Here is a 25,575-nt window from a genome sequence, read left to right on the forward strand (position 1 = left end):
ATGAGCGCATCCGACCGCCCCGCCTTTTACATCACCACGGCCATCGCGTACCCGAACGGTGCGCCGCACATCGGACATGCCTACGAGTACATCTCGTCCGATGCCCTGGCCCGCTTCAAGCGGCTCGACGGGTTCGACGTGTTCTATATGACGGGCACCGATGAGCACGGCCAGAAGGTGCAGCAGGCCGCCAAGGCCGCGGGCGTGCCCGAGCAGGAGTACGCCTCCCGCAACTCGGACGTGTTCGAGCGCATGGACAAGGCCCTCGACGTCTCCTTCGACCGGTTCATCCGGACCACCGACGAGGATCACCAGGCGGCGTCCATCGCGATCTGGGAGAAGATGGCCGCCAATGGCGACATCTACCTCGACACCTACGCCGGCTGGTACTCGGTGCGCGACGAGGCCTTCTACACCGAGGAGGAGACCACTCTTCAGGAGGACGGCACCCGCATCTCCACCGACACCAAGACCCCGGTGGAGTGGACCGAGGAGTCGAACTACTTCTTCCGGCTGTCGAAGTACCAGGACAAGCTGCTCGAACTGTACGAGACGCATCCGGAATTCATCGCGCCCGCCACGCGGCGCAATGAGATCGTCTCGTATGTGAAGGCCGGGCTGAAGGATCTGTCCATCTCCCGCACCACCTTCGACTGGGGTGTGCCGGTGCCGGGCGATCCGGCGCACGTCATGTACGTGTGGGTGGACGCGCTCACCAACTATCTGACCGGCGCCGGCTTCCCGAATACGGATTCGGCCGCCTTCCAGAAGTATTGGCCGGCCGATCTGCACATCATCGGCAAGGACATCACCCGCTTCCACACCGTGTACTGGCCGGCGTTCCTGATGAGCGCGGGCGTCGAGTTGCCCAAGCGCGTCTTCGTGCACGGCTTCCTGTACAACAAGGGCGAGAAGATGTCGAAGTCGGTCGGCAATGTCGTCGACCCCATGGACCTCGTCGACACCTACGGCCTCGACGCCGTGCGCTTCTTCCTGCTGCGCGAGATCTCCTACGGCCAGGACGGCTCCTACAGCCACGAGGGCATCGTCGGCCGCATCAACACCGACCTCGCCAACGAATACGGCAACCTGGCGCAGCGCTGCCTGAAGATGGTCGCGCGCGATTTCGGCAGCGTGGCCCCGACTCCCGGCGAGTTCACCCCCGAGGACCGCGAACTGCTGGACCGCGCCAACGGCCTGCTGGAAAAGGTCCGCTCCGAATTCGACCAGCAGCAACTCCATCTCGGGCTGGAACAGCTGTGGCTCACCCTCGGCGAAACCAACCGCTACTTCTCCGCCCAGGCCCCGTGGACGTTGGCCAAGTCCGGCACCCCGGAAGACGTGGCCCGCGAAGCCACCGTCCTCTACGTGACCATGGAAGTCCTGCGCATCGTGACCCTGCTGGTTCAGCCGGTCATTCCGGGCTCCGCCGGCAAGATCCTGGACCTCCTCGGCCAGACCGGCCGCACCTTCGCCGACATCGCCACCCCCCTCCAGCCGGGCACCGCCCTGCCGGAGCCTGAGGTCGTCTTCCCGAAGTACGTGGAACCCAAGACAACCGCCGCCAAGTAACCCCAGCGGGTGCTGCACGACCGAACAAGGCCGTGCAGCACCGTAAACCACACGCGACGGTGAGTGTGGGCGCGGGGACGAGGGGCACATCGCGTCCCGGAAGGGGGCAGCACCGTAGCGCTGGAGATTCCCCTCCAAAATCCACCGCATCCTCGCTGGAGCAGCATCCATTTCCGAGCGCGGACGGTCAACCGGCGAGGGTCACACTATTTGTGGCACTCCGCGCCACCGGGCGTCATTCGGGGCGCGGTGTCAGCGTGAACAACTGGTAGTTGCAGTTGTCCGGGTGGAACGAGTTGTACGACCGCATGGTGAAGCGGTGCAGCTCGCCGGTCTCCGGATTCCGCACCGTCGCGAGCGAGTTGTTGTACACGGCCTCGTCCATATCGGTACGCCACAGCCGCTCGAAATCCGGATTGGTCCGGCAGGTTTCAATGATCTGGGCGAGCCGCTCGGGCGCCACCACGCCCGGGGAGTTCACCCGCAGGATGAACAGCAGCCGATGCACGATCTCCTCCCAATTGCCCAGCACCTCGCGGGCGAGCGGCTCGGTCATCATGCGCTCGATGACATTCGCCGGGCGGTCGGCATCCGGCTCGGTCGGCTGTAGCCACGGAATCATCTCCCGTGCAACGCTGTTGGCAGCCAGGATCTCGTACTCCGGGAAACGGTGGAAGTAGGCCGGAAACGGAAAGCTCTCGATATGGTCCAGGTCCTCCTGACGCAACTGCGGCGGCCAGGCCCCGACCGCCCGCGGGAACATCTTCGGCACCGCCAGCGACACCATCTTCTGCAGCATCCACACCGGTGCGCTCACCACCGCACACCAGTCCTCCAGCCGATCCACCGAGATCGGCCGCTCCCCGCTCTCCAGCTTCCGATACAGCGACACGCTCACGAACATCCCGCGCGCCACTTCCTCCTGCGTCATCCCCAGGCTCTCCCGCCGGTGCCGCATGTACATCCCGAGCATCGGCTGCTCGGGCAGAAACTCCGCAAGGTCGAATGGATCGGTCACGTATCTACGGTGTCAGACGGGTGACGGTGCCCAGGAAGCTGGTCACGTAAGCCGAGTTCGGGTCCCAGCCGGGGCCCTGGCCGAAGCGGACCGAGGTGGCGAAGGGGAGGTTGTCGGCGATGGTGCAGTGGTGGCCGGTGTCGGGGTCGACCCTCACGACTTGGCCGGCGACGTTGAGAGTTACGTAGACGGCGCCGTCGGGGCCGAGGGTGAGGTCGTCGGCGGAGTTGAGGGGGCCGAAGCCGGGGAGGGTGATGCGGGTGGGGGCGGCCGAAGGGTTGTCGATGGCTATGGCGGCGATGGTGGTGGTCGAGTCGAAAGTGGTGGAGACGAAGAGCTTTCGGCGGGAAGGGTCGTAGGCCAGGCCGTTGGTGAAGGTGAGGTCGGGGGCCAGGGGGTGGGCTCCGGTGCCGTCGGCGGCGATGCGGGTCAGGGCGGTGGAGGAGCCCAGGTCACGGCTGACGACGAAGCTGCCGTCCGGGAGTTGAGCGAGACCGTTGGGCATGCGGAGGCCGGAGGCGGCGGTGGTGACCGTGCCGGTGGTGAGGTCTACGGACTGGATGGAGCCGTCGGGGGTGTCGGTGAGGCCGCTGCGGAGGGTGTTGCCGGAGTTGATGTAGGCGGTGGCGCCGGAAACCACTATGCCGCCGGGGGATTCGATGGGGGCGACGGTGGAGAGGGCGCCGTCGGGGGTGAGGCGTCGCAGGGCGCCGCCGCTGCCGGTGAGCGACAGTTCGGAGAGCAGCAGGCCGCCGCGGCCGTCGAAGGCCAGGTTCTCGAGAGTGCCGTGGCCGGAGGCGATGGTGGATTTGGCCCAGACGCCGCACTCGGCGATTTCGGGTGTAGCACCGGCGGTTCCCGGGGCGATGAGGGTGAGCAGGATGCCGAGTTGAGTCGCGGCGAGGCCGCCGGTGAGTGCCTTCCGAATGCGCATCGATTCAACCTAACCGCTGGTGGCGAGCGAAATCTACTGTCGCTCAGACAGTTTCAAATGAAAGTATCAGTGCACATTGCGTAACAGCATTACGGGCCAGCTCAGCGGGTGAAGTCCCTCACAGTGATCGTTCACAAACCGGGGCCCTCACCGGCCGAAACCCGCGTCGGCACGGATGTCTCAGACGATTCGCCGCCATCGGCCCGGTCGCATGCGTAGTTACCGTCGGGTAGCCTCAGTTCATCACCGTTTCGGATTGCATTTCTTCGCCCTTTCAGGAGTCCCTGTGCTGCATTCTCGATTCGAGGCGATCGGCGCCTATCTACCGTCGAAACGCGTCACCACCGAAGAGCTCGTCTCGCAATTGAAGGAGGCGCCGGGCTTCGATCTCGAACGAATCACGGGCGTCAAGGAACGTCGCTTCCGCGATACCTCCCCGGAGAACACCGAAGACTCGTTCACCCTGGCCATCAATGCCGTCGAAGACTGTCTGTCCAGGTCACAGTACTCGGCCGCCGATCTGGACGTGATCATCTCCACCTCGATCACGCGCAGCAAGGAGGGCACCAAGATGTATATGGAGCCCTCGTTCGCGGGCTCCATCGCAAAGGCCATCGGCGCTCGCGCGGATGTCATTCATTTCGATCTGTCGAATGCGTGCGCCGGAATGCTCACCGGCACCTACATTCTCGATCGAATGATTCGCTCGGGTGCGGTGCGCCGCGGAATTGTCGTCTCCGGCGAGGCGATCACGCCCATTGCGGAAACCGCCGTCGCGGAAATTTCCGAAAAGTACGATCTGCAATTCGCCTCACTCACCGTCGGCGACTCCGGCGCGGCCGTGGTGCTGGATCAGGCCGTCGACGACAACGACAAGATCCACTACATCGAGCTCACCACCGCCTCGGAGTACTCGCACCTGTGCCTCGGTATGCCGAGCGACAAATCGCAGGGCGTGGCGCTGTACACCGATAACCGCAAGATGCACAACGAGTCCCGCTTCCTGCTGTGGACCGATACGCAGGGCGGATACCTCGACAAGCAGGGCACCACCTTCGCCGACGAGCAGTTCGACTACATGATCCACCACCAGTTCGGCGCCGGGGCGATCCCGTTCATCAACGCCATCGCCCAGCGCGAGTTCGGCGTGCCCATGCCGCCCGACCTGAACGTCATCGAGAAGTACGGAAACACGTCCACCACTTCGCATTTCATTGTCCTGCACGATCAGCTGAGCCAGCAGGCCATTCCGTCCGGATCCAAGGTCCTGATGGTCCCCGCCGCCTCCGGCGTCGTCGCGGGGTTCCTGTCCACCACGATTTCGTCTCTGAAGGTCTGAGGTCTGCCATGGGCGTGCGCATCAAATCCACCGGAACCAGCCGGGCCGGGGACACTTTCAGCATTGTCGAGCACAGCGCGGCGGCGGCGCGGCAGGCCATGGAGCGGGCCGGGGTGCGGCCCGATCAGGTCGGCGTGCTCATCAATGCCGGCATCTTCCGCGACTCCAACACCGTGGAACCCGCTGTCTCGGCGTTGATTCAGAAGGCGGCCGGCATCGGGCTCGACTACGAGAAGAACGATCCGCGGTCGTTCTCCTTCGATCTCATGAACGCCGGTGTCGGCGTGCTCAATGCGGTGCAGGTGGCGCAGTCCATCCTGGCGACCGGCAGCGCCGAGCACGTGCTGGTCGTCTCCGGCGACACCCACCCTTCGCTGAAGCGGGCCGCCGCCGATGACGAATTTCCCTATGCCACTTCGGGTGCCGCGCTCCTGCTCGAGCGCACCGAGGATCCCGAGGGCTTCGGGCGGGTGCACACCGCGACCGAATCCGGCTCGCCCGCCATCGAGTCCTATGTCGATGTCGCCACCATGGGCGCGCGGGGCCGCGAGCTCATGACCGTGGTGCGCGAGCCCGGGGCCGAGGACCGCTTGGTCGCCCTCGCCGCCGATGTGGCGCGGCAGGCGCTGGCCGAGGCCGAGATCGACCTGGTGAGCACCGCGCTCATCGCCTCCACCGTGACGCCCGGCTTCCCGGAGCGGCTGGCCGCCGAACTCGGCATTGCGGCGAGCTCGGTGCGCACTCCCGATCTGTCCCAGGGCGATCCGCACACCGCCGCCCTGCCGCTCGCGTACGACCGTGCGGCGGCCGATGATTCGCTGCGCGAGTTCACCCGGGTGCTGTTCGTGGCGGCGGGCGCGGGCCCGTCGGCGGCCGCCGTGCTCTACCAGCTGCCCGCCCCGGTGGGAGCCGCGGCGTGACGACCGCGACCTATTGGCAGGCCATCGACCGCTTCCGCGCGGTCGTGGCCGCCGATCCGGACCGGGAGGCGGTGATCTTCCCCGCCGGAATCGCCGCCTCCGGTCTGCCGGAATACCGGCATCTCACCTACCGGGAACTCGACGACTGGTCCGACACCATCGCCCTGCGGCTCACCGCGGCCGGTGTCGGGCGCGGCACCCGCACCATCGTGCTGGTGCTGCCGAGCCCGGAGCTGTACGCGATCATGCTGGGCCTGTTGAAGATCGGCGCGGTGCCGGTGGTCATCGATCCGGGCATGGGCCTGCGCAAGATGCTCAACTGCCTGCGCGCCGCGAATGCCGAAGCCTTCATCGGCATTCCGCAAGCGCATGCGGCACGGGTGTTGTTCCGCAACTACTTCCGCCAGGTGCGGGTGGCCATCACGGTCGGCCCGCGCTGGTTCTGGGGCGGACCGACCTTGCAGAGCTGGGGAACGCCCACAGCGGCGCGCCCGGGCACCGCGGCCGATCGCGTTCGCGAGCATGTGAGCCCGAAAGTCGCCGCGCGACTGGACGAACTGCTCACCACCTTGGAAGGCGCACGTTCCGGTAGCGCCGCCACAGCGGTCACCGATCCCCGGTTCGACGCCGCAACGCTCGCCGACCGCGTGCCCGCCCCCGCCGATGAAGTGCTGCTCATCGCCTTCACCACGGGCAGCACCGGCCCGGCCAAGGCCGTGGAAATGACCCACGGAAACCTTTCCGCCATGGTCGATCAGGTGCATGCCGCCCGCAATCGGGTCGAGCCCGGCACCTCACTGATCACCCTGCCGCTGGTCGGCATTCTCGACATGCTGCTCGGCTCACGCTGCGTCCTGCCGCCGCTGATTCCGAGCCAGGTGGGTTCCACCGAACCGGCGCACGTGGTCGATGCCATCAACCGATTCGGCGTGCGGACCATGTTCGCCTCCCCGGCCGTGCTCATCCCCCTGCTGCGGCACCTGGAGAAGCACAAGACGACGGTGCCGACGCTGCACAGCATCTACTCCGGCGGCGCGCCCGTGCCCGACTGGTGCATTGCCGGACTGCGCGACGTCCTGGCCGAGGACGCCGAGGTGCACGCCGGCTACGGCTCCACCGAGGCGCTGCCCATGTCGACCATCGAATCGCGGGAGCTGCTGGACGGACTGGTCGAGCGCGCCCACAACGGCGAGGGCACCTGCATCGGACGCCCGGCCGAGGGCGTGCGGGCGCGGCTGGTCGCCATTACCGATGAGCCGATCCCGACCTGGGCGGACGCGCAGGCACGCGAGGCCGAACTGGCCGCCACCCGCGGCATCGGCGAACTGGTGGTCGCCGGGCCGAATGTGAGCACTCGCTACTACTGGCCGGAACAGGCCAATGCCGCGGGCAAGATCGCCGACGGCGACGTGATCTGGCACCGCACCGGCGATCTGGCCTGGATCGACGATCAGGGCCGGATCTGGTTCTGCGGCCGCAAGAGCCAGCGTGTGCAGACCGCGGACGGCCCCATGTTCAGCGTGCAGGTCGAGCAGGTCTTCAACACCCTTCCCGGCGTGGCGCGCACGGCGCTGGTCGGGGTCGGCCCGCGCGGCGCGCAGCGGCCGGTGCTGTGCGTCGAAGCCGAGCCGGGCGCGGACCAGGTCGGCATCGCCCTGCGATTGCGCACGCGGGCAGCCGAATTCGAGATCACCGCGAAGATCTCGGAGTTCCTGTTCCACCCGAAGTTCCCGGTCGACATCCGACACAATGCCAAGATCGGCCGCGAACAGCTCGCGGTCTGGTCGGCACAGCAGCTCGGAGAGGACACACCACGATGAAAACCACTGCACTGCGGGCGGTTCCGGTACTCGGCTGGCTCTACCTGGCCGTCGGACTGCTCCTGGTCCTGGCCGGGCACGCGCCCGCCAACCGGTTCCTGCGCATCGTCTTCTGGATCGACGCCTTCCTGAGCATCATCGTGCACGCGGCGCAGATTCCGGCCGCGCTGCGTGCCGCCCAGGGCAGTGACCGGTCCCCGCTGGAGACCGCGGTCATGACCCAGATCTTCGGACTCACCTGGTGGAAGACGCAGGAGGCGGCGTGAAGGCCCTTGTCACAGGCGCGTCGGGCTTCCTGGGCGGCGCCATCGTGCGCCGCCTGGTCCGCGACGGCGACTACGAGGTGGCGATTCTGGTGCGGCCCACCAGCAATCTGCGCGATCTCGCCGATGTGATCGACCGGGTGGAGGTGCGCCACGGCGACCTCACCGATCTCGCCTCGCTGGTGCACGCCACCAAGGGCGTGGATGTGGTGTTCCACAGCGCCGCCCGGGTGGACGATCGCGGCACCCGCGCGCAGTTCGTGGCCGAGAACCTCACGGCCACTCAGCGATTGCTGCGGGCGGCGCGCAACAACGGCGCCTCGCGCTTCGTATTCATCTCCAGCCCCAGCGCCATGATGGACCGCGACGGCGGCGATCAGATCGATATCGACGAGTCGGTGCCGTACCCGCACCGCTATCTCAACTACTACTCGGAGACCAAGGCGGCCGCCGAACGCTTCGTACTGGATTCCGACACCAAGGATTTCACCACCTGCGCGCTGCGGCCCCGCGCGATCTGGGGCGCGGGCGACCGATCCGGGCCGATCGTGCGACTGCTCAGCCGCGCCGCCGCCGGCTCGCTGCCGGACGTGTCGTTCGGCAAGGACGTGTACGCCTCGCTCTGCCATGTCGAGAATATCGCCGAGGCGTGCGTGCGGGCGGCGGCCTCCGAGAAGGTCGGCGGTAAGGCGTATTTCGTCGCCGATGCCGAGAAGACCAATGTGTGGGACTTCCTCGGCGAGGTGGCGACCGGGCTCGGGTACGAGAAGCCGTCCCGGCAGCCGAATCCGCGCGTCCTGAACGCGGTGGTGGAGATCATCGAAACCATCTGGCGCATACCGTTCATCGCCACGCGCTACTCGCCGCCGCTGTCGCGCTACGTGGTGGCGCTCATGACCCGCACCGCCACCTATGACACCGGAGCGGCCGCACGGGATTTCGGTTACCAGCCGATCGTGGACCGCGATCGCGGGCTGGCCGAGTTCCTGGCCTGGCTCGAAACCCAGGGCGGCGTCGTCGAATTGACCAAGAACCTGCGGTGACCGCAGCAGAGCAGTAGAGGCGCGCATGAACACCTTCCGGCGACCCATTTCGCCCACCGAACTCATCTACTTCCCGATGCGGGAACTGGCGCCGCCGTTCCTCATGCAGCTGGTGGTCGAGGGCACGGGCGATCTGGCGCCGGAAGAGCTGCGGCGCGCGGTAGCCGTTGCGTCCGAGGCGAATCCGGGCGCGCGGCTGCGGCGCGACGGCGGATACTGGGTGGACAGCGGCGTCGCGCCGGCGGTCCGCGCGGTCGAGCACACGCTGAACAATCCGGAGCTGGAAGCCGATCCGGTGCTGACCACCCCCATCGGCCCGACTCCGGAATCGACCGTCGAGGTGCTGCTGCTCACGGGCGCGCCGACCACCATCGTGTTCCGCGTGTTCCACGGCGTCATGGACGGCATGGGCATGATCATGTGGGTGACCGATGTGTTCCGGGCCCTGCGCGGCCTGGAACCGATCGGCGCGGCCGACCCCGTCGCCGATGCCGAACTGGTCGCCAAGGTCGGCGCACCCGGCCGCCCCACCCTCATGCAGCCGCGTTTCCGCTCCGCCGTCGGCCACGGCCCGCAGGATCCGGGCGAACACCGGCATCTGCTGCGCCACCGCACCATTCACGCCACCGGACCGGGCGCCATGGTGCGGGTCGCGGCCATCCTGGCCGATGAAGGCGGTCCGGTCTCGCGCATCATGATCCCGGTCGATCTGCGCCGCCACGATCCGGATCTGCGCTCCACCGGGAATCTGGCACTGCCGCTGTTCCTCGACGCCCGCCCGGGGGTGACCTGGCAGCAGCTCAATGCCGACAAGAAGATCGGCCTGCAGGAGCGCCGCGAGCTCAATCAGATGGACAACAGCGGTCTCACCAAGCTCCCGCCCGCCGTCGGCCGCACGCTGCTGCGCGGGCTGAACTGGATGGGGTCGCGCCTGGGCCGGAACCTCGCCTCCGCCACCGTTTCCCATATGGGCCGCTACGACCTCGACGAACTCGCGAGCCCGCACTTCGCACCCACCTCGATCTACATCCTGCCCCAGCACAGCGTGGCCATGCCGCTGCTGTTCGGCCTGACCGAATGCGGTGGCCGCACCGAGCTCACGGTGTCGGCGCGCAGCGGGCGCGGTATTCCGGCGCGCTTGGACGCCTTGCTCGATCGCATTGTGAAGACGCTCGAAAACGAACTACCCCAAACGGATTCAGCCGCGAAGTGAGATCGGTGGGCCGACGGCGGCCCACCCGCGCGGCGGCTGATGCGGGTCGATAGGAATCCTCATGACGTACTGGGCACGGGTCATCGTCGCGCGACCGAAGACGGTAGTCATCGCGGCCGTCTTGTTCGCCCTGGCCTGCGGGTTGTTCGCGACCGGGCTGGCCGCGCGGGTGAGCGCGGCCGGATTCACCGATCCGGGAGCCGAATCCAGCCGAGTCGACGCCTGGGTCAAAGACCAGCTCGGCCCGCAGAACCCCGACGTCATCGCCATCTACACCGCGCCGGACGGTCAATCGCTCGCCGATATCGGGCCGCGCGTGCAGCAGGCCGTCGAGCGCATCGATCCGGCGCTGCTGAGTCGTCCCGTCGAAACCTATTGGAACAGTTCGCGACAGCAACTCCTGCGGTCCGCAGACGGCAGGCAGGCGGTCGCGGTGGTCTTCGCGGCCGGTGACGACAACCATCGCATCGCGGTCTTCCCCGAAATCGCCGATGCCCTGCGGGTCGACGGCCTCGGCACCCGGCTCACCGGCTACAGCGCCCTCGCCGATGCCATTGCCGCGCAGTCCCGCGAGGATCTGATTGTCGCCGAGGCCATTTCGATCCCGCTCACGGCGATCGTCCTGATCCTGGTCTTCGGCGGCATCGTGGCGGCCTCGCTGCCGGTGCTCGTCGGCACGCTCGCGGTGATCGGCGCCATGGGCGCGGTCGGCCTCATCGCCCGATTCACCGAAGTCAGCATCTTCGCCGTCAATGTGGTCTCCCTGCTGGGTCTCGGATTGGCCATCGACTACGGGCTTTTCATCGTCGGCCGCTTCCGCGAGGAACTCGCCCAGGGCCGCCCGGCTCCCGAGGCCATTGCCCGCACCCTGAACACCGCCGGCCGCACCGTCCTGTTCTCCGCGCTCCTGCTCATGTGCGCGTTCGCGGGCACTTTCGTTTTCCCCCAAGCGGTCCTGCGCTCCCTGGGCTTCGGTGCGATCGCCGCCGTGGGCCTGGCCGCCGCCCTGTCGATCACCGCCCTGCCCGCCATCCTGGCGATCCTCGGTCCGCGCATCTCCAAATGGAGCTGGCGCGCCGACGCTTTCGAGCGCTCCGAACTGCGCGCCCAGCGGTTCTGGGGTCGCGTGGTCACCGCCGTCATGCGCCGCCCGGGTGCGGTGGCAATCGCCGTCGGCGCGATCCTGCTGGTCCTGGCCGCGCCGCTGGCGAGCGTCCGCCTCGGCGATATCGACCACACCGCCCTGCCCGCGGGCAGTGAAACCCGCGCGGCCGTCGAGGAATTGGCCGCGAAGTTCCCCGCCGCCAACAGCGGCGCGACCGTACTGGTGCAGACGGGTTCCGGCGAGCCGCCGCAATCCTCGGCGATCAGCACCGCCCTGCGCGAACTCGGCGCGGTCCCGGGTGTTCGCCAGGCCGTGCACCTCGGCACCCGCGACGACGCCGCCGTCATTCACCTCGCCTTGGCCGCCCCTGACCGCTCCCCCGCCGCGCAGGACATCGTCCGCCACGTCCGCGATCTCGACTTCGACGGCATCGAGCTCCGCGTCGGCGGCGAAAGCGCCGCCACGGTCGACAGCGTCACCGCAGTCCTCGCGAAACTCCCCCTCATGCTCGTGGTCATGGTCGCCGTCACCCTGCTGATGCTGACCCTGGCCTTCCGCTCCCTGGTCCTGCCCCTCAAGGCCGTCCTCATGGCCTTTCTCAGCCTCGCAGCCACTTTCGGCGTCCTCACCTGGATCTTCGACCAGGGTCACCTGGCAAATCTCCTCGGCGTGAGCGTGGGCCCCCTCTCCGGCGGCATGATGGTCCTCATCATCGCCGTGGTCTTCGGCCTCTCCACCGACTACGAGGTCTTCCTGCTCTCCCGCATGGTCGAAGCCCACGAAGCCGGCGCAGGCACCGAGGAATCCGTCCACACCGGAACCATCCAAACGGCCCGCGTGATCACCGCCGCCGCAACCCTTCTCGTCCTCATCACCGGCGCCTTCACCATCTCCCCCCTCACCCCCATGCGCTTCCTCGGCCTCGGCATGGTCATCGCCCTCATCATCGACGCCACCCTCGTCCGCATGCTCCTGGTCCCGGCCCTTGTGAAACTCATGGGCCCGGCCAACTGGTGGACCCCCACCGGCCGCCGCGACCCCCCTCCTGCGAAAACCACTACCCGCAGCACTGATACCGCCGATACCGTCTCTGCATCCTGACCGCAACGGCGCGAGGAGTGCCCGATCACCCGCCGACGCTACGTCGCCCGCGGTGTCCCCGGCGGATACCGCATCTGGGACAACAGGGTTCGCCGCTGGTGGGGTGAAGTTCCACTTGTCATCCCGGCGTTTTTTTGGCCGGGATCTCGCTCCGCCGTGTGGATTCCGGCCAAGAACATGCCGGAATGACTGGCAACGTGTTAGGCCAGTGTTCGGCATAGACCGGATCAGTCGGCCGAACGGGCGGCGAGGACGGCGTCGTACAGCTCTTTTCGGGATGCTCCGGTGGAGGTGGCGACCTCCGCGCAGGCGTCTTTGAGGCGGAGGCCCGCTGCTGCCAGGGCCTCCACCCGGTCGACCAGCGAGGCCGGGTCGGCGGAAACTCGTTGCGCGCCTTCGAGGACGACGGTGATCTCGCCGCGGGCGCCCTCGACGGCCCAGGCGGCCAGTTCGGCGAGGGTGCCGCGGACTACTTCCTCATAGGTCTTGGTGAGTTCACGGCAGACGGCGGCGCGGCGGTCGGGGCCGAGGATTTCGACGGCGTCGGCCAGGCAGTCGGCCAGGCGGTGCGGAGCCTCGAAGAAGGCGCAGGCGCGGGGTTCGGTGACGAGGGTGCGCAGCCATTCCTTGCGCTGGCCGGACTTGCGGGGGGCGAAGCCGTCGAAGCAGAAGCGTTCGACCGGGAGGCCCGACAGGGCGAGGGCGGTGGTCACCGCGGATGGGCCGGGCAGGCAGGTGATGGGGAGGTCGCGTTCCACGCAGGCCGCCACCATGCGGTAGCCGGGATCGCTGACCGAGGGCATGCCCGCGTCGGTGACCAGCAGGACGGTGCGGCCGGATTCGATCTCCTCCAGCAGCATGGGGATGCGGGCGGTCTCGACATGGTCGTAGAAGCTGACGACGCGGCCGGCGATCTCGACATCGAGCGCCTTCGCGAGCGAGCGGGTGCGGCGGGTGTCCTCGGCGGCGACCACATCGGCCGAGGCCAGGGCGTCGCGCAGGCGCTGCGAGGCGTCGCCGATATCCCCCATCGGGGTCGCCGCCAGCACCAGTCGTCCGGCCGCCCTCGGCTCGCCGCTCATCGCACTCCTATCCGCTCTGCCCCACCGTCCGCCCAGCATACGGCCGCCGCACAGCGCACCCGCGCGGCCGTGAGGGCAATGCGCGGTTGAGCGGGAGATGCTGGTCGCCGCTTCGGACCGCCGAGCCGCCACCAGGATGCCGCCCCGGGGAATGCGGCGTCATACGGCCGACCCGACTCCCTTGTGGCGTCCGCAGATCCCCGTCTCGGGATACGCGCGGGCATCGGCCAGAGGCGGAAGTGGCGGCGCGCGCCGCTTAGGATCGGTTGCGTGACCCAGGTGAGCGACGTGCGACCGGCAGTTCCGGTGGAGAACGGACCGGTACTGTCCAGTCCCGCGCCGCTGCGGCCCTCGCCCGACTTCGGGCCCACGGACTGGGCACGCGGGTGGGTGGTCACGCTGTTCCTGACGGCGGTGGCGGGGCTCACGCGGTTCCTCATGCTCGGGTATCCGACCGATGCCAAGACGCCGGTGTTCGACGAGAAGCATTACGCGCCGCAGGGCTGGCAGGTGCTCACCAATGGCGGGGTGGAGGACAACCCCGGGTACGGGCTGGTGGTGCATCCGCCGGTCGGCAAGCAGATGATCGCGCTGAGCGAGGCCATCTTCGGATACACGCCGTGGGGGTGGCGGTTCGCCTCGGCCGTGTGCGGAACGCTCATGGTGCTGTTGGTGATTCGCATTGTCCGGCGGATGTCGCGATCCACGCTGATCGGCGCGTTCGCGGGCATTCTGCTGATCTGCGACGGGCTCACCTTCGTCTCGTCGCGGCTCGGGATGCTCGATATCTTCCAGGCCTTCTTCGTGGTCGCGGCCTTCGGCTGCCTCATTGTGGATCGCGACGACATGCGGATGCGCATGGCTCAGGTCGATGCCGAAGGACGGTTGGACGACAGCGAATTCGGGCCGCGCTTCGGGGTGCGCTGGTGGCGGTTCGGCGCGGGCGTCATGCTCGGACTGGCCTGCGGGACCAAATGGTCCGGAATCTACTGGGTGGTCGCGTTCGCGGCACTGAGCCTGGCCTTCGACCTGGCGGCGCGGCGCGGATACCGGATCAGGCGGCCCTGGGCGGGCACCGCCCTCCGCGATCTCGGGCCGACCGTGTACGCGCTGGTCGCGGTTCCACTGCTGGTGTACCTCGGCTCCTGGTCGGCCTGGTTCGCCTCCGAGAGCGGGTACGACCGGTACGCGGTGGGCGTGCGGGTGGGGCGGGACGGCATGTTCTCCTGGGTGCCGGATGCCTTCCGCTCGCTGTGGTTCTACGGGGGTGAGGTGCTCACCTTCCATGAGGGGCTGACCAATTCGGCGGGCAACCACCATCCGTGGGAGTCGAAACCGTGGACGTGGCCGATGGGTCTGCGGCCGATGCTCTACTACTACGCCGACACCAATGTGACCGGGTGCGGGCAGTCGCAGTGCGTGAAAGCCGTGATGGCGATCGGCACGCCGGCCATCTGGTGGCTGGCGTTCCCGGTGCTCGGCTGGGCCATCTGGCGGAGCTTCGTGCGCCGGGACTGGCGGTACGCGGCGGTGCTGGTCGGGTACGCCGCCGGGCTGCTGCCCTGGTTCCTGTCCCTGGACCGGCAGATGTACTTCTTCTACGCCGTGCCGCTCGCCCCCTTCCTCGTGATGGCCATCGCCCTGGTGCTCGGCGATGTGCTCGGCCACGCCCCACCCAGCGGGCGGCGACTATCGGGTATGCCCGACTGGCAACACCTTTCACCGCCCAGTGAGCGACAAGGCTTGGGGCTCTTGCTCGTCTGCCTCTACCTCGCCCTGGTGATCGCCAACTACATCTGGCTGTGGCCGATTCTGACGGCGATGCCGATCACCCCCGGAAGCTGGCACGAACACCTCTGGCTCCCGAGCTGGAGGTAGTCGTGGGGGCTACGCCCCCACACCCCCAAGAGAAGGGGAAATTCGGGGGCAAAGCCCCCGAACCCCCAAGGGCGGAGTGCGAAGTGAGACCGAGAAGGTCAAGGGGCGGTGCGGGTTTCGCCCAGGGCGGCGCGTAGGTAGCGGAGGGCGGCGTCGTCGTCCAAGCCGAGGCGGCGGATTACGGCGACGTATTCGGTGGCGGCGCGGCCGGCTACGTCGCGGGTGGGGTCGCCGGAGGAGGCGATGAAAGAGCCGAGGCGGCCTCGGGTTTCGAGGACGCCGTCCTGTTCGAGTTCGCGGTAGGCGCGGGCCACCGTGTTGGGGGCGAGTTTGAGCTGGGCGGCGAGGGCGCGGACGGTGGGGATCTTGGTTCCCGCGGCCAGTTCGCCGGAGCGGACGCGGGCGACTATGCCCTGGCGCAGCTGCTCGTACGGGGGGACCGTCGAGTGGTGGTCAACCGGGATGTCCAGCATGGCTTTTCACACCTCGTCACGCGACAGCGGGCAGGACATGCAGCGCGGGCCGCCCCGGCCGGAACCCAATTCGGAGCCGGGGATGGGCAGGACTTCGATTCCGGCGTCGGCGAGCCGCGCATTGGTCATTTCATTGCGTTCGTAGGCGACGACCACGCCCGGTGCGACCGCCAGGGTGTTGTTGCCGTCGTCCCATTGCTCGCGTTCGGCGGTGACGCCGTCGAGCCCGGTGTCGATGACCCGCAGCTTGCCGATGCCCATGGCCTTGGCCGCGGCGGGCAGGAACGGGTCCGGGCCGTGCATGCTCACCGTGCCGTCGCCCTCTTTATGAATGGTGAACGCGCACAGCGAATCCTGAATGGCCGGGTACATCACCACCGCATCGGTGTCGACCATGGTGCACACGGTGTCCAGGTGCATGGTGGCGCGGTTCTGCGCGATCGGCACCGCCAGCACGGTGTGCGCGAGATCGTCCTCGAACAGGCTGCGCGCCAAGGCTTCCGCGCCCGCGGGTGTGGTGCGCTCGCCCACGCCGACCGCCACCACGCCCTTGGCCAGCAGCAGCACGTCACCGCCTTCGATGGGCGCGGTATGCGATTCGTAGGCGCGGCGCACGTTCAGGAACCGCGGATGGAAGGCGTAGATGAGGTCGGTGAGCGAGGTCTCGCGCATGCGGGCGCGCAGGGCCAGCGAGGTGATGGCCACCCGCGGGCCCACCCAGAACGAGGAATCCCGGGTGAACAGCAGGTTCGGCAGCGGGTCGATGACGAAATCGTGCCCGTGATGCATGCGCACGACCAGCGAGTGGTGGTCGGGACCGAACGGCAGCTCATCGAAGGTCATGCCGGACATGAGGATCTGCGCCAGCTCCGGTGCGGGCACCGTGCGCAGGTGCGCGGCCAGTTCGTCGGCGAGCGCGTGCCCCAGCCGCCGTGCATCCACCGCGCCGGAGATGCCCTGTATGCGGGCGGCGCCGCTGACCGCGAGGGTCTCGGTGAGCAGATCCGCCAGCAGCAACACCTCCACGCCCCGCTCCCGCAACACACCGGCGAAGATGTCGTGCTCCTGCTGTGCCCGCTCCACCCAGGGGATGCCGTCGAACAGCAACTGGTCATTGTTGCGCGGGGTGAGCCGGCGCAGTTCGTCACCGGGCCGGTGCAGCAGCACCGTGCGCAATGTACCGACCTCCGAGGTCACGGAAAACGGTCGCGCCGGGGGCGCAGCCTTGGTTCCCATATCCTGACGGTAGTTCGTAGCGGCAAAGATGGCATGCAATTCGCGGCGGCGAAAAACCTCGACTAGTGTTGAGGTATGCAGACCGCGTCCTGGCAAGCGAAGGAGCTGACACCGGGCCAGCTGGCACAACGTGCGGGAGTTTCGGTGTCCGCCTTGCATTTCTACGAGCGTGAGGGGTTGATCACAGCCCGCCGAACCAGCGGCAACCAGCGCCGCTACCCCCGGGAAACCCTGCGGCGGGTGGCGTTCATACGGATCTCACAGCGTGTCGGGATTCCGTTGAGCGATATCCGGGAGGCCCTCGACAACCTCCCCGACGGCCGCACCCCCACCCGCCGCGACTGGGAGACCCTCTCCACCGCCTGGCGCACCGAACTCGACGACCGCATCGAGCAACTGATCCGCCTGCGCGACAACCTCACCGGCTGCATCGGCTGCGGCTGCCTGTCCCTGGGCACCTGCAAGATCGTCAACGCCCACGACCACCTCGGCGACGAAGGCCCCGGCGCCCGCGTCCTGGACACCCACGCGCTGGAAACCTGCACCAAACCGCAAGCGGACGCCTGCTACCCGACCACCCCCAAAGCCACCTCGGCCTAGAGTCTCCACCCGAGTTTCACGGTCACCCCGCTCATCCCCAACCTCCCGTCGGGGTTTCGGAGGCTGGCCCCTGAGCGCCCCGCCCCTCCCCAACCCCCGGGTTTCAGGGGCTTGCCCCTGAGAGTTCGGAGAGTTGTTATCTCTGGTCTTTGGGCAGGAACGTCGTGAACAGGTCGTTGGCGCGGGCCATGGTGAATTCGTAGGGCCAGGCGAATTTGCGGGCCCACCAGTAGCCGAAGCGGATGTCGAATTGGGTGTGGATCAGGTAGGTGCCCTTTTCGACGCCGCGGAGGATGGCGTCGGCCACCTCTTCCGGTTTCTTGGCGTGGCGGCGGAATCGCTTGATCCAGGCTTGGATTCGCGGGTCGTCGCGGTCGGCGCCGACGATGTCGACGGTGTGCACCAAGGGGGTATCGACCGCACCCGGAACCACGAGGTGGACCTTGATGTCGTGGCGGGCGAGGTCGAAGCGGAGGACTTCGGAGACGCCGCGGAGGCCGAATTTGCTGGCGCTGTAGGCGGCGTGCCAGGGGAAGGCCAGCAGGCCGGCGGCGGAGGAGACGTTCACCAGGGCGCCACCGCGTTTGGCTTCGACCATGGGTGGGACGAAGTTCTCGATGATGTGGATGGGGCCCATGAGGTTGACGTCGATCATGCGCTTCCAGTGGCGGTGCTCGAGGTTTTCGACCGTGCCCCAGGTGGAGATGCCGGCGATGTTCATGACGATGTCGAGCGAGCCGAGTTGCTCGTGCACCTGCTTGGCGAAGGCGGTGACGGCGTCGTAGTCGCTGACGTCGAGGGCTTGGGCGAAGTCGACGACTCCGCCTGTGGCGCGGACGGATTCGACGGTCTCGGCGAGTCCGTCGGCGTTCACGTCGGTGAGCACCAGTCGCGCACCCTTGCGCGCCGCCGCCAGGGCGGTGGCGCGGCCGATACCGCTCGCCGCGCCGGTGATCAGGGTCTTCTTGCCACTCAGGCTTCGTTTGGCCACGCGCATCCATCCTCAAATTGACAGCTTTGTCAGTCGGCACGCTACTACGCGAACACTATTGTTCGCGAGTCGGCGGACGGTCCGGCGCGCCCCTATTTCCCGGGGCGTCGATCGATTTCTCCGCAGGTCGTATTGCCCGGTGACGCCGGACCGAAACCCCGCGTGATCAGGGTCGGCCCGAACCGGGTAGGTCCAGGTCCAGGGCGATCCGCCCGGCCGCCAGATGCGCTTCCACCTCATCGGCGGGCATGGGCCGCGCGATCAGGAACCCCTGCGCGCGATAGCAGCCCAGCGCCACCAGCGTGCGCGCCGCCACGGTCGTCTCCACACCCTCCCCCACCACGCCCAGCCCGAACGAACCAGCCAGCCCCACAATGGATTTCACAATCGCGAGATCATCCGCACTGGCGCCCAGCCGCTGCACGAACCCGCGGTCGATCTTCACCGCGTCCACCGGCAGCGCCTTCAGATGCGACAGCGACGAATACCCGGTCCCGAAGTCGTCGATGGCGATCTGCACCCCCATCCGCTTGAGCCCCCGCAGGGTCACCTGCGTACGCGCCAGATCCTGCACCACCACATGCTCGGTGATCTCCAGACACACCGACGACCCGTCGATCCCGAACCGCCGTAGCACCCCCTCCATGGTCTCCACGAAATCGAGGCTCACCAACTGCACCGGCGACACATTGATCCGAATCACCACATTCGACGCCAGCCCCCGCCGCCGCCACTGCGCGAACTGCTCACACGCCGACCGAATCACCCACCGCCCCAACTCCCCCGCCAAATTGGTAGCCTCGGCGACCCCGACGAACGCCCCGGGCGGCAACAACCCCCGCGTCGGATGCTGCCAGCGCACCAGCGCCTCCAGCGCCACCACCCGCCCGGTCCGCAAATCCACCTCGGGCTGATAGTGCAGCAGCAACGACCCGTCCGAAACGGCGCTGCGGAGGTTCAACTCCACATCGTCCTGCAGCTCGAACTGCGCCCGCATCGCATCGGTGAACACCGCAACTCCGTTGCCACCGCTGGACTTGGCCGACAGCAGCGCGTGGTCGGCCCGACGTAGTACATCTGCTACCGTGGTCTCGCCTGGAATGCCCAGGGCGACACCGACACTCGCGCCACGGCTGACGGTTTCTCCCCCGACTGTCACCCGCCGGGCGATGAGCTGCTGGATCCGAATGGCCACCGCTTCCGCGGCTGCCGCGTCCATTGGCTTGGCCGGCACAATGACGAACTCGTCACCGCCGAGCCGCGCGATCATGTCACCGGGCTCCAGATTCTCGCGTAGCCGTGCCGCCAGCTTACGAATGAAGTTGTCTCCAGCTGTATGCCCGAGAAAATCGTTGAGAGCCTTGAGTCGGTCCAAATCGAGGAAGAACGCGGCCACAGGTCCCGGATTGCCGGTTCTGAGCCGTTCTTCCATATGTTCGAGTAATGCCCGCCGGTTGGCGAGCCCGGTCAGATCGTCGTGCATGGCGATGTATCTGAGCCGTTCCTCGGCTACCACGCGCGCCTGGAGCTGGGCGAACAACGCGGCAATCGCCTTGAGTACATTGAGTTCCCGCGTACTCCACTCGCGGTCACCCTTCTTGATGAAGCCCAGCACGCCGGTGGGCACGCCGCGCGACACCAGTGGCACCGCAGCCATCGAGACCTCGGGAATACCCACCGTGCGTTCGATGGTGTGCTGGTAATCCGTGGATTCCGGAGTAGGACGTACAACGATCGGCTCGGTGCGATGCTCGAGCTGCGCGAACACCGAGTCCGATGCCTCATCGAAGTAGATGACCCGCAACGGGTCGGGATCTATAGGCGGTCGTAGCGGCCATTCCGCGACAAGTTCCGACGCCCGGCGGTCAGGATCGGTATGACGCAAGTAGCACACGTCGACATCGAAGTGCTCGACCAGCCATGACAGCACCCGCTCACTCGCCGCCACCATCGCGGTGGCGTCGACCCCCATCAACTCTGCGGCGACCTGAGTCACCAGTGAGTCGAGCGTCTGCCGAGGCACTCTGTCTCCGATCGCACTAGCTGCGCGGGGCGGGTTCCGGTACGGGGAGCCGCCGACTTCGCAGTGTGGCGGCCGGCGCGTAGCTCAGGCGCAGCACCAGCGCCGCGACTTCGGTATCGGGCACTCCCAACAAGTCCAGAAAACGACCCTGAAGTGACGTTAGTGTATCGGCGAACTCCGGGGAAACCGCGCCCAACTCCTCGGGACGTCGAGCGAACAGGAAAATCGGCGATGTCGGATGCACGGCCAACCCCTGACGTTGCGCTTCGATCCACACTCGCTGAAGTACCTCTCCCGCACGCGCATAATCAGCCAGATCACTCGTGTCCAGGGCCGGGGCCGGGAACGTCACCACCGCGACCGCCGAACCCGATGCCGTCCGGACCCGAGTTCCTTCGCCCAGTGCGGCGCCCCCGCCTACGGCGCGCACCTGTGCCAGCACCTCGGCGCGCCGAATGATATCGAGTTTGGCCAGCTCATCGGGTGCGAGTTCGAGAGTGCGCAAGTCCAAACCGGTACGGGAATCCTCACCCGGCAAACGCAACTCGGAGAACATCTCCGCGTGCATCCGGGGTGTGAGATAGCGCGTGCGATCCGATGCGGCGAGAATAGCGGCGGCGGATTCTATACCGGGTCGATCGATGACCGCGCGAACATTCCCGCCCGCGGCAATCGCTACCTCGGCGAGAGCTTCCAGCACCGAGGGGGCCAATGGCTCGCCAGAACCGAAGTTGCGGTTGGTATGCCGATCCAGCAACGCCGGATAGTCGCGAGCCAACGCCGGATCGCTGCCATCGCTCAGCCTCAGCGTCGCGGTGAGCGGTACCACCCCGCCGGTGCTGAGTTCATCGCCGCCGAGCAGGCCGAGCGCAGCAGCGGTGGCACGCGCGTTGTAGAGTGCAGCACCCACCGCCAAAGCGCTCGCGCGGTAACCGATGTCCATGAGCGAGCTGCGCTCGGGCGCAAGCGAAATTGTGATTTTGTCCGTATCTGCATGCAGCGCCCACGGCTGCGTGTTGCCGCCGGACGGCGCCTGCTGCGCGCTCGCCAGGACGGCCGAGACGCCTGCTTGCGGAATCTGCGTGGCAATCGATTCCTCCGGCCACGCCAGTTCGGCGACCGGTGCCGGTTCGGCGAGCGAGTCGAGCCCGCTGTCCAGATCGATTCGGGTGCGTCCTGATGGCAGTTTCAACCCCAATCCGATGCGGCGAACGGCTGCGGCTGCGCTGGCGCCGCCGAGCTGCACGTCTCCGCCCAGTTGCGGCCAGCCGTTCAAGGACTGCCCGATCTCCACGAGACTCGCGGCAAGGCGATCGGATACGTTGCTGCCGTCCACGATTCGCAGTGCGAAGGGCGTCTTCTCACGAGTGGACAGCCCACGCAGATCGGCAGCGGTGATATCACCCATCAGTCCGTGGAAAGGTGGCCGATCCGGTTCGAGATCGAAACGCTCCACATCGAGGAGCCCACGATCGCTGGTCTCCATGAGCAGCGGCAATCGATGGCGGCGAGCGGCTTCGCGGATGGATAGCTTGATATCGAGCGAATCACAGACCTCGACGACGAGCGACAAGCCATCGAGGAAGGTATCCATGTTCGCATCGGTGATGCCATCGGCGAAAACCTCTACCGGGAGATAGGGATCCAGCTCGGCAATCCGGCGGGCAGTGACTACCGCCTTGTTGACGCCGACGTCGAATAGCGTGCCGGGCACTCGGTTCAGATTTGTGAGTTCGATCGCATCGAAATCGGCAAGACGAATTCGGCCGCAGCTGCCCTCCATCGCCAAGGTATGCGCGACAGCGTGCCCGACGCTCTGCCCGATTACACCAACCGTTTGTTTTGCCAATTCATCTTGCTCGAGTCGGGTGATCTTGTTGCGATTGCGATCCAACCTAACCGCCCGCAAAAGCCTTGGCCCGGGTATCCCGACTACCGCACGCCGCCATGGATAGAAGGCCCAACGGTCCGCATCCGGACCTTCATCGAGCTCCGGATGCGCTACGAGAGCAGCGAATTCGGCCCGCAACGACGAACGTAGATCGGTGAACTCGATCCGCCCGTCCGAGCGCAGGCCTGCCAGAGTCCGGGCATCACCAGCATCGGATGCATCCAACAATTGCGGCCGGTAATCGTTCGCCGCGAGGTGATCGAGCGTCATGCCTGCGCCAACCCGGCGGCTCTGTTCCACGCCGAAACCCGCTGTGCAGCAAGCTCGGCCTGCTCCGCTTCGATCAGCGGGAGCTGCGATTCGACGGCGAATCGTTCATAGGTGCGCATATCCCACCAGAGTGCGACTGTTGCGTATTGATCGTTGGGGTACGGCACAGAAGGAATCCACCACGCCACAGTCCCGCCGCTTACTCGCCAGCCTTCGGCGACGGTATCGGCCGCCGTACTGAGCGCGTAGCGCACTCCGATCGCCTGGGGGATGTGGATCGTGGTGCGAGCCAGCGCATTGCGCAATGCACCGCGGTGCTCGGACTTGTGATCGATCCAGGCCGATTTGAACTCCACGACACCTTCGGGAATTCGATCGGCGATCACACGTCGCAGAGCCAACTCACCCGGATGCCCTGCCCACTCCGTGACCGCATGCGCCTCGTCCACGTGCTGGTAAGGGCCTTGGACCCGGGTTCCAGCAACGACCTTCCCGGTTTCGTCCAGCGCGACTACGAACGCCGACGTCGACAGGCCGTCGACCACCGAGTCGTAGGCGAGCACTTCCTCGACACCGAAGCGCTGATAGGACCGCAACGCACCGTCCATGAATTGCTGCCACAGCTCGGGATGCGACCGCGGCGTACAGATCAGGACAAAGCACCCGGAGTGCGCATCAGCAAATCGCAGCGCATGCTCTCCGGGCCGTTCTCCCGGGATTGTCGCAATCACTTCGACAGCCATACAAGTTCCCCACTCCGTTGCTGCGCGGTACTCTGCGCGCCTTCCGGATCTCACTCGATACGGTCGCGTATCAAGTCTGTCCGGCGCAGGCACCTAGGGGAGTATCCGTCACGCCACAGAAATTGTCCAGGCGTCTGGCAAACCTTCCGAAACCCGGATGCCTGTACGGAAATCCACCCCGGTCAAACCATTGCTAACAGTCATGAAACACAATCGGGAGACCGGTCGGTTTCGGTTCAGTTACCGATCAGCTATCACACCAGGATGGAGATGAAGAGTTCCAGATCGGCCGGTCCGGACCAGATCTCGATCTCCTCGCGATAGGCCCGCGTGATCTCCGCGGAGGCCGTCGCGTCGTCGACCTGCGCCCAGACGTCCTCGGCCGGGTCGTGGTAGTCGCCGTTCGGCCGGAAGCGGGCGTACACGCCCTTGGGTACCCGGATCAGGACGTCTCCAACGGGGGCGTCCTCGGGCTCGCGGTATTCGTAGGAGACGAGCACGTTGTAGTTGCCGGCCGGGTCGGGGACGTACACGGTGGCCAGTGGGCGGTCGGCTGCGCTGCTGTTGCGGTCGCGCAGGCGGTCGCGCAGGAACTCGATGAGCTCGCTGTTGCTCACCTTGAAGGAGGGGCGGACGCGGGGCACCACGAGGCCGCCGTAGACGCCGCCGGGGCGCACCACTATCGAGTAGGTCATGGGGCCTCTACCGCCAGGTACAGGTCGATCTTGTAGGCGTGCGGGTAGGTCTCGAAATCACCCGTGTAGGTGCGCTTGATCTGCTTGTGCTCCTCCGCGAAGGCGATCTGGGTCCACAGATCGGTCATGACCTGGGGGAAATTGCCGACCGAGGAGAAGCGGGCATAGGTGCCGCGCGGCAGGCGGGCCACCACGTGGCCGCGGGTGACCGCGTCGAAGGAGCCGCACTGGTAGCCGACGATCTGGGTGTTGTAGGTGCCCAGTTCGGCCGCGTAGTCGGTGTAGGCCGAGGCCAGCGGGCCACCCAGCTCCTGGTGCAGGACGGCCGCCCAGGCCACTTCCAGATCGTGGTCGCGCAGTTCCCCGAGGGCTCGTTTCGGGCTGCGTACCGGCAGCCCGGCAACCCACGTCTCGTCTCGCTCGACGATCTCAAACTGCATGGGTAGGAACTCTCTCGGAGGTTGTGGAACGCACAGCCCGTCGGCCAACCTTCGCCATGCTATCAACCGCACTTCGCGACACCCCGCGACACGACTCAGGTCGTTCCGCTCGGCGCTGCACGCGCGCTGCGATGGAGCTGTGCGCCGGCTGCCGGTGAGCTGACGCATCGCAGCGGAGGCGCTGCGAGCCGGGTGGGTGGCTGCTGCGAACCGCATGACCCGCTCGCGCGGGGCCGCTACACCGAATCGCGGCGGCGGTGCGGCCGGGCCAGCGGAGCGCGCCAGTGCCGCCACAGCGCCAGCAGGCGCAGCCCCACCGCGCCCGCGCCCGCCAAACCTCCTGTCCAGAACGTGTATTGGCCGTAGTGCAGCAGCAGGGCGGTGACCACCGAGCCCAGCAGGGCCGGGACCGCGTACAGCTCGCCGTCGCTGAGCACGCTGGGCGTCACGCCCGCGAGCACGTCGCGCACCACGCCGCCGCCGACCGCCGTGACCACGCCCAAGGCCGCGGCGGAGGTGGCCGAGAGCCCGTGCTGGAAGGCGGTGACGGTACCGGTCACGCAGAAGATGCCGAGCCCGACGGCATCGGCCACCAGCAGCGGCGTGCGCACCAGCCGTCGTGGCGGATGCCAGAAGAAGATGAGCGCCCCGGCCAGCAGTGCGGTGGCGCCATAACTCAGCTGCACGAACGCGGCGGGCGGGATGCGCCCGATGATCAGATCCCGCATGATGCCGCCGCCGGTGGCGGTGCAGATCGCCAGCACGGCAATGCCCACCACGTCGAATCCGCGCCGCACCGCGAGCAGCGCGCCGGACACGCCGAATGCGAACACGCCCACCACATTTCCGGCTCGCTGGGCGCCGTCGACGGCGGTGCCGAGCTCGACGAGGTTACTCATGGGGGCCGCTTCCCTTCGCAGTCGCA

Annotated in this window: 22 protein-coding genes; 10 read left to right on the plus strand and 12 right to left on the minus strand. The window is 67.2% G+C overall.

Features of this window, described 5'->3' with window-relative positions; genetic code table 11:
- Positions 1–1,572, plus strand: coding sequence for a methionine--tRNA ligase (gene metG / locus ACFVIV_RS14965; protein ID WP_379196433.1), 1,572 nt, complete (start codon positions 1–3; stop codon positions 1,570–1,572).
- Positions 1,573–1,807: 235 nt separating this feature from the next.
- Here the strand turns inward: metG and ACFVIV_RS14970 are convergent, their stop codons facing one another.
- The gene (locus ACFVIV_RS14970; protein ID WP_379196435.1) at positions 1,808–2,590 is read right to left on the minus strand and encodes a helix-turn-helix domain-containing protein; all 783 of its coding nucleotides are present in this window, start codon (positions 2,588–2,590) and stop codon (positions 1,808–1,810) included.
- 4 nt (positions 2,591–2,594) lie between these two features.
- Positions 2,595–3,524, minus strand: a complete 930-nt coding sequence (locus tag ACFVIV_RS14975) for an SMP-30/gluconolactonase/LRE family protein (protein WP_379196437.1) — start codon at positions 3,522–3,524, stop codon at positions 2,595–2,597.
- 286 nt (positions 3,525–3,810) lie between these two features.
- Here ACFVIV_RS14975 and ACFVIV_RS14980 point away from each other — a divergent pair, with 286 nt between their 5' ends.
- From ACFVIV_RS14980 to ACFVIV_RS15010, 7 genes are all read left to right on the plus strand, one after another.
- Entirely contained in the window at positions 3,811–4,863 is a 1,053-nt protein-coding gene (locus ACFVIV_RS14980) for a 3-oxoacyl-ACP synthase III family protein (protein WP_379196439.1), read from the plus strand.
- 8 nt (positions 4,864–4,871) lie between these two features.
- A complete protein-coding gene (locus tag ACFVIV_RS14985) occupies positions 4,872–5,783 on the plus strand; it encodes a hypothetical protein (protein WP_379196441.1) in 912 nt (303 codons plus the stop codon).
- Complete coding sequence (locus ACFVIV_RS14990; RefSeq protein WP_379196443.1) at positions 5,780–7,603, plus strand: fatty acid CoA ligase family protein; 1,824 nt, start codon at positions 5,780–5,782, stop codon at positions 7,601–7,603. Before ACFVIV_RS14985 ends, ACFVIV_RS14990 begins: the two co-directional genes overlap by 4 nt.
- Positions 7,600–7,869: a hypothetical protein gene (locus tag ACFVIV_RS14995; RefSeq protein ID WP_379196445.1), complete on the plus strand. Its 270-nt coding sequence runs from the start codon at positions 7,600–7,602 to the stop codon at positions 7,867–7,869. The genes ACFVIV_RS14990 and ACFVIV_RS14995 overlap by 4 nt, the downstream gene beginning before the upstream one ends.
- Positions 7,866–8,909, plus strand: coding sequence for an NAD-dependent epimerase/dehydratase family protein (locus ACFVIV_RS15000; RefSeq protein WP_379196447.1), 1,044 nt, complete (start codon positions 7,866–7,868; stop codon positions 8,907–8,909). Before ACFVIV_RS14995 ends, ACFVIV_RS15000 begins: the two co-directional genes overlap by 4 nt.
- Before the next feature lie 25 nt (positions 8,910–8,934).
- Positions 8,935–10,122, plus strand: coding sequence for a peptide synthetase (locus ACFVIV_RS15005; protein WP_379196449.1), 1,188 nt, complete (start codon positions 8,935–8,937; stop codon positions 10,120–10,122).
- 61 nt (positions 10,123–10,183) lie between these two features.
- Positions 10,184–12,328 (plus strand): MMPL family transporter, encoded by a 2,145-nt coding sequence (locus tag ACFVIV_RS15010; RefSeq protein ID WP_379196451.1) that lies wholly within the window; start codon positions 10,184–10,186, stop codon positions 12,326–12,328.
- A gap of 227 nt (positions 12,329–12,555) precedes the next feature.
- On the opposite strand, the gene rsmI is transcribed toward ACFVIV_RS15010, so the two are convergent.
- Complete coding sequence (rsmI, locus tag ACFVIV_RS15015; protein WP_379196453.1) at positions 12,556–13,410, minus strand: 16S rRNA (cytidine(1402)-2'-O)-methyltransferase; 855 nt, start codon at positions 13,408–13,410, stop codon at positions 12,556–12,558.
- Between the two features lie 270 nt (positions 13,411–13,680).
- Here rsmI and ACFVIV_RS15020 point away from each other — a divergent pair, with 270 nt between their 5' ends.
- Positions 13,681–15,288 carry a dolichyl-phosphate-mannose--protein mannosyltransferase gene (locus ACFVIV_RS15020; protein WP_379196454.1) on the plus strand — a complete coding sequence of 536 codons (1,608 nt, stop codon included), beginning with the start codon at positions 13,681–13,683 and terminating at the stop codon, positions 15,286–15,288.
- A 98-nt stretch (positions 15,289–15,386) separates the two neighbouring features.
- Here the strand turns inward: ACFVIV_RS15020 and ACFVIV_RS15025 are convergent, their stop codons facing one another.
- Together ACFVIV_RS15025 and arcA are read right to left on the minus strand one after the other, a co-directional pair.
- Positions 15,387–15,761: a GntR family transcriptional regulator gene (locus ACFVIV_RS15025; RefSeq protein WP_379196456.1), complete on the minus strand. Its 375-nt coding sequence runs from the start codon at positions 15,759–15,761 to the stop codon at positions 15,387–15,389.
- A 6-nt stretch (positions 15,762–15,767) separates the two neighbouring features.
- Positions 15,768–16,997: an arginine deiminase gene (gene arcA / locus ACFVIV_RS15030; protein ID WP_379196458.1), complete on the minus strand. Its 1,230-nt coding sequence runs from the start codon at positions 16,995–16,997 to the stop codon at positions 15,768–15,770.
- Positions 16,998–17,072: 75 nt separating this feature from the next.
- On the opposite strand from arcA, the gene soxR reads away from it, so the two are divergent.
- Positions 17,073–17,597, plus strand: a complete 525-nt coding sequence (soxR, locus tag ACFVIV_RS15035; protein WP_379196460.1) for a redox-sensitive transcriptional activator SoxR — start codon at positions 17,073–17,075, stop codon at positions 17,595–17,597.
- 136 nt (positions 17,598–17,733) lie between these two features.
- Here soxR and ACFVIV_RS15040 read toward each other — a convergent pair whose 3' ends face one another.
- From ACFVIV_RS15040 to ACFVIV_RS15070, 7 genes are all read right to left on the minus strand, one after another.
- Positions 17,734–18,594: an SDR family oxidoreductase gene (locus ACFVIV_RS15040; protein ID WP_379196462.1), complete on the minus strand. Its 861-nt coding sequence runs from the start codon at positions 18,592–18,594 to the stop codon at positions 17,734–17,736.
- Between the two features lie 160 nt (positions 18,595–18,754).
- On the minus strand, positions 18,755–20,560 hold the full coding sequence (locus tag ACFVIV_RS15045; protein ID WP_379196855.1) for a putative bifunctional diguanylate cyclase/phosphodiesterase: 1,806 nt from the start codon (positions 20,558–20,560) through the stop codon (positions 18,755–18,757).
- 67 nt (positions 20,561–20,627) lie between these two features.
- Positions 20,628–22,772 (minus strand): Rv1355c family protein, encoded by a 2,145-nt coding sequence (locus ACFVIV_RS15050; protein WP_379196464.1) that lies wholly within the window; start codon positions 22,770–22,772, stop codon positions 20,628–20,630.
- Positions 22,769–23,515, minus strand: a complete 747-nt coding sequence (locus tag ACFVIV_RS15055; RefSeq protein WP_379196466.1) for a hypothetical protein — start codon at positions 23,513–23,515, stop codon at positions 22,769–22,771. The genes ACFVIV_RS15050 and ACFVIV_RS15055 overlap by 4 nt, the downstream gene beginning before the upstream one ends.
- A gap of 254 nt (positions 23,516–23,769) precedes the next feature.
- Positions 23,770–24,210 (minus strand): effector binding domain-containing protein, encoded by a 441-nt coding sequence (locus tag ACFVIV_RS15060; protein ID WP_379196468.1) that lies wholly within the window; start codon positions 24,208–24,210, stop codon positions 23,770–23,772.
- The gene (locus ACFVIV_RS15065) at positions 24,207–24,650 is read right to left on the minus strand and encodes a GyrI-like domain-containing protein (protein WP_379196470.1); all 444 of its coding nucleotides are present in this window, start codon (positions 24,648–24,650) and stop codon (positions 24,207–24,209) included. Before ACFVIV_RS15065 ends, ACFVIV_RS15060 begins: the two co-directional genes overlap by 4 nt.
- Positions 24,651–24,886: 236 nt before the next feature.
- Complete coding sequence (locus tag ACFVIV_RS15070) at positions 24,887–25,549, minus strand: trimeric intracellular cation channel family protein (protein ID WP_379196472.1); 663 nt, start codon at positions 25,547–25,549, stop codon at positions 24,887–24,889.
- Between the last annotated feature and the right edge of the window lie 26 nt (positions 25,550–25,575).

Origin of the sequence: Nocardia sp. NPDC127526, assembly GCF_042672265.1 — a bacterium.
GTDB lineage: Bacteria > Actinomycetota > Actinomycetes > Mycobacteriales > Mycobacteriaceae > Nocardia.

Coding starts and splice junctions, on each gene's coding strand:
- ACFVIV_RS15050 (WP_379196464.1), bottom strand. CDS start 22,772: ATGACGCTCGATCACCTCGCGGCGAACGATTACCGGCCGCAATTGTTG.
- ACFVIV_RS15055 (WP_379196466.1), bottom strand. CDS start 23,515: ATGGCTGTCGAAGTGATTGCGACAATCCCGGGAGAACGGCCCGGAGAG.
- ACFVIV_RS15070 (WP_379196472.1), bottom strand. CDS start 25,549: ATGAGTAACCTCGTCGAGCTCGGCACCGCCGTCGACGGCGCCCAGCGA.
- ACFVIV_RS14975 (WP_379196437.1), bottom strand. CDS start 3,524: ATGCGCATTCGGAAGGCACTCACCGGCGGCCTCGCCGCGACTCAACTC.
- metG (WP_379196433.1), top strand. CDS start 1: ATGAGCGCATCCGACCGCCCCGCCTTTTACATCACCACGGCCATCGCG.
- ACFVIV_RS14995 (WP_379196445.1), top strand. CDS start 7,600: ATGAAAACCACTGCACTGCGGGCGGTTCCGGTACTCGGCTGGCTCTAC.
- ACFVIV_RS15010 (WP_379196451.1), top strand. CDS start 10,184: ATGACGTACTGGGCACGGGTCATCGTCGCGCGACCGAAGACGGTAGTC.
- ACFVIV_RS15060 (WP_379196468.1), bottom strand. CDS start 24,210: ATGACCTACTCGATAGTGGTGCGCCCCGGCGGCGTCTACGGCGGCCTC.
- ACFVIV_RS15025 (WP_379196456.1), bottom strand. CDS start 15,761: ATGCTGGACATCCCGGTTGACCACCACTCGACGGTCCCCCCGTACGAG.
- ACFVIV_RS15005 (WP_379196449.1), top strand. CDS start 8,935: ATGAACACCTTCCGGCGACCCATTTCGCCCACCGAACTCATCTACTTC.
- ACFVIV_RS14985 (WP_379196441.1), top strand. CDS start 4,872: ATGGGCGTGCGCATCAAATCCACCGGAACCAGCCGGGCCGGGGACACT.
- rsmI (WP_379196453.1), bottom strand. CDS start 13,410: ATGAGCGGCGAGCCGAGGGCGGCCGGACGACTGGTGCTGGCGGCGACC.
- ACFVIV_RS15065 (WP_379196470.1), bottom strand. CDS start 24,650: ATGCAGTTTGAGATCGTCGAGCGAGACGAGACGTGGGTTGCCGGGCTG.
- ACFVIV_RS15045 (WP_379196855.1), bottom strand. CDS start 20,560: ATGGGGGTCGACGCCACCGCGATGGTGGCGGCGAGTGAGCGGGTGCTG.
- soxR (WP_379196460.1), top strand. CDS start 17,073: ATGCAGACCGCGTCCTGGCAAGCGAAGGAGCTGACACCGGGCCAGCTG.
- ACFVIV_RS15040 (WP_379196462.1), bottom strand. CDS start 18,594: ATGCGCGTGGCCAAACGAAGCCTGAGTGGCAAGAAGACCCTGATCACC.
- arcA (WP_379196458.1), bottom strand. CDS start 16,997: ATGGGAACCAAGGCTGCGCCCCCGGCGCGACCGTTTTCCGTGACCTCG.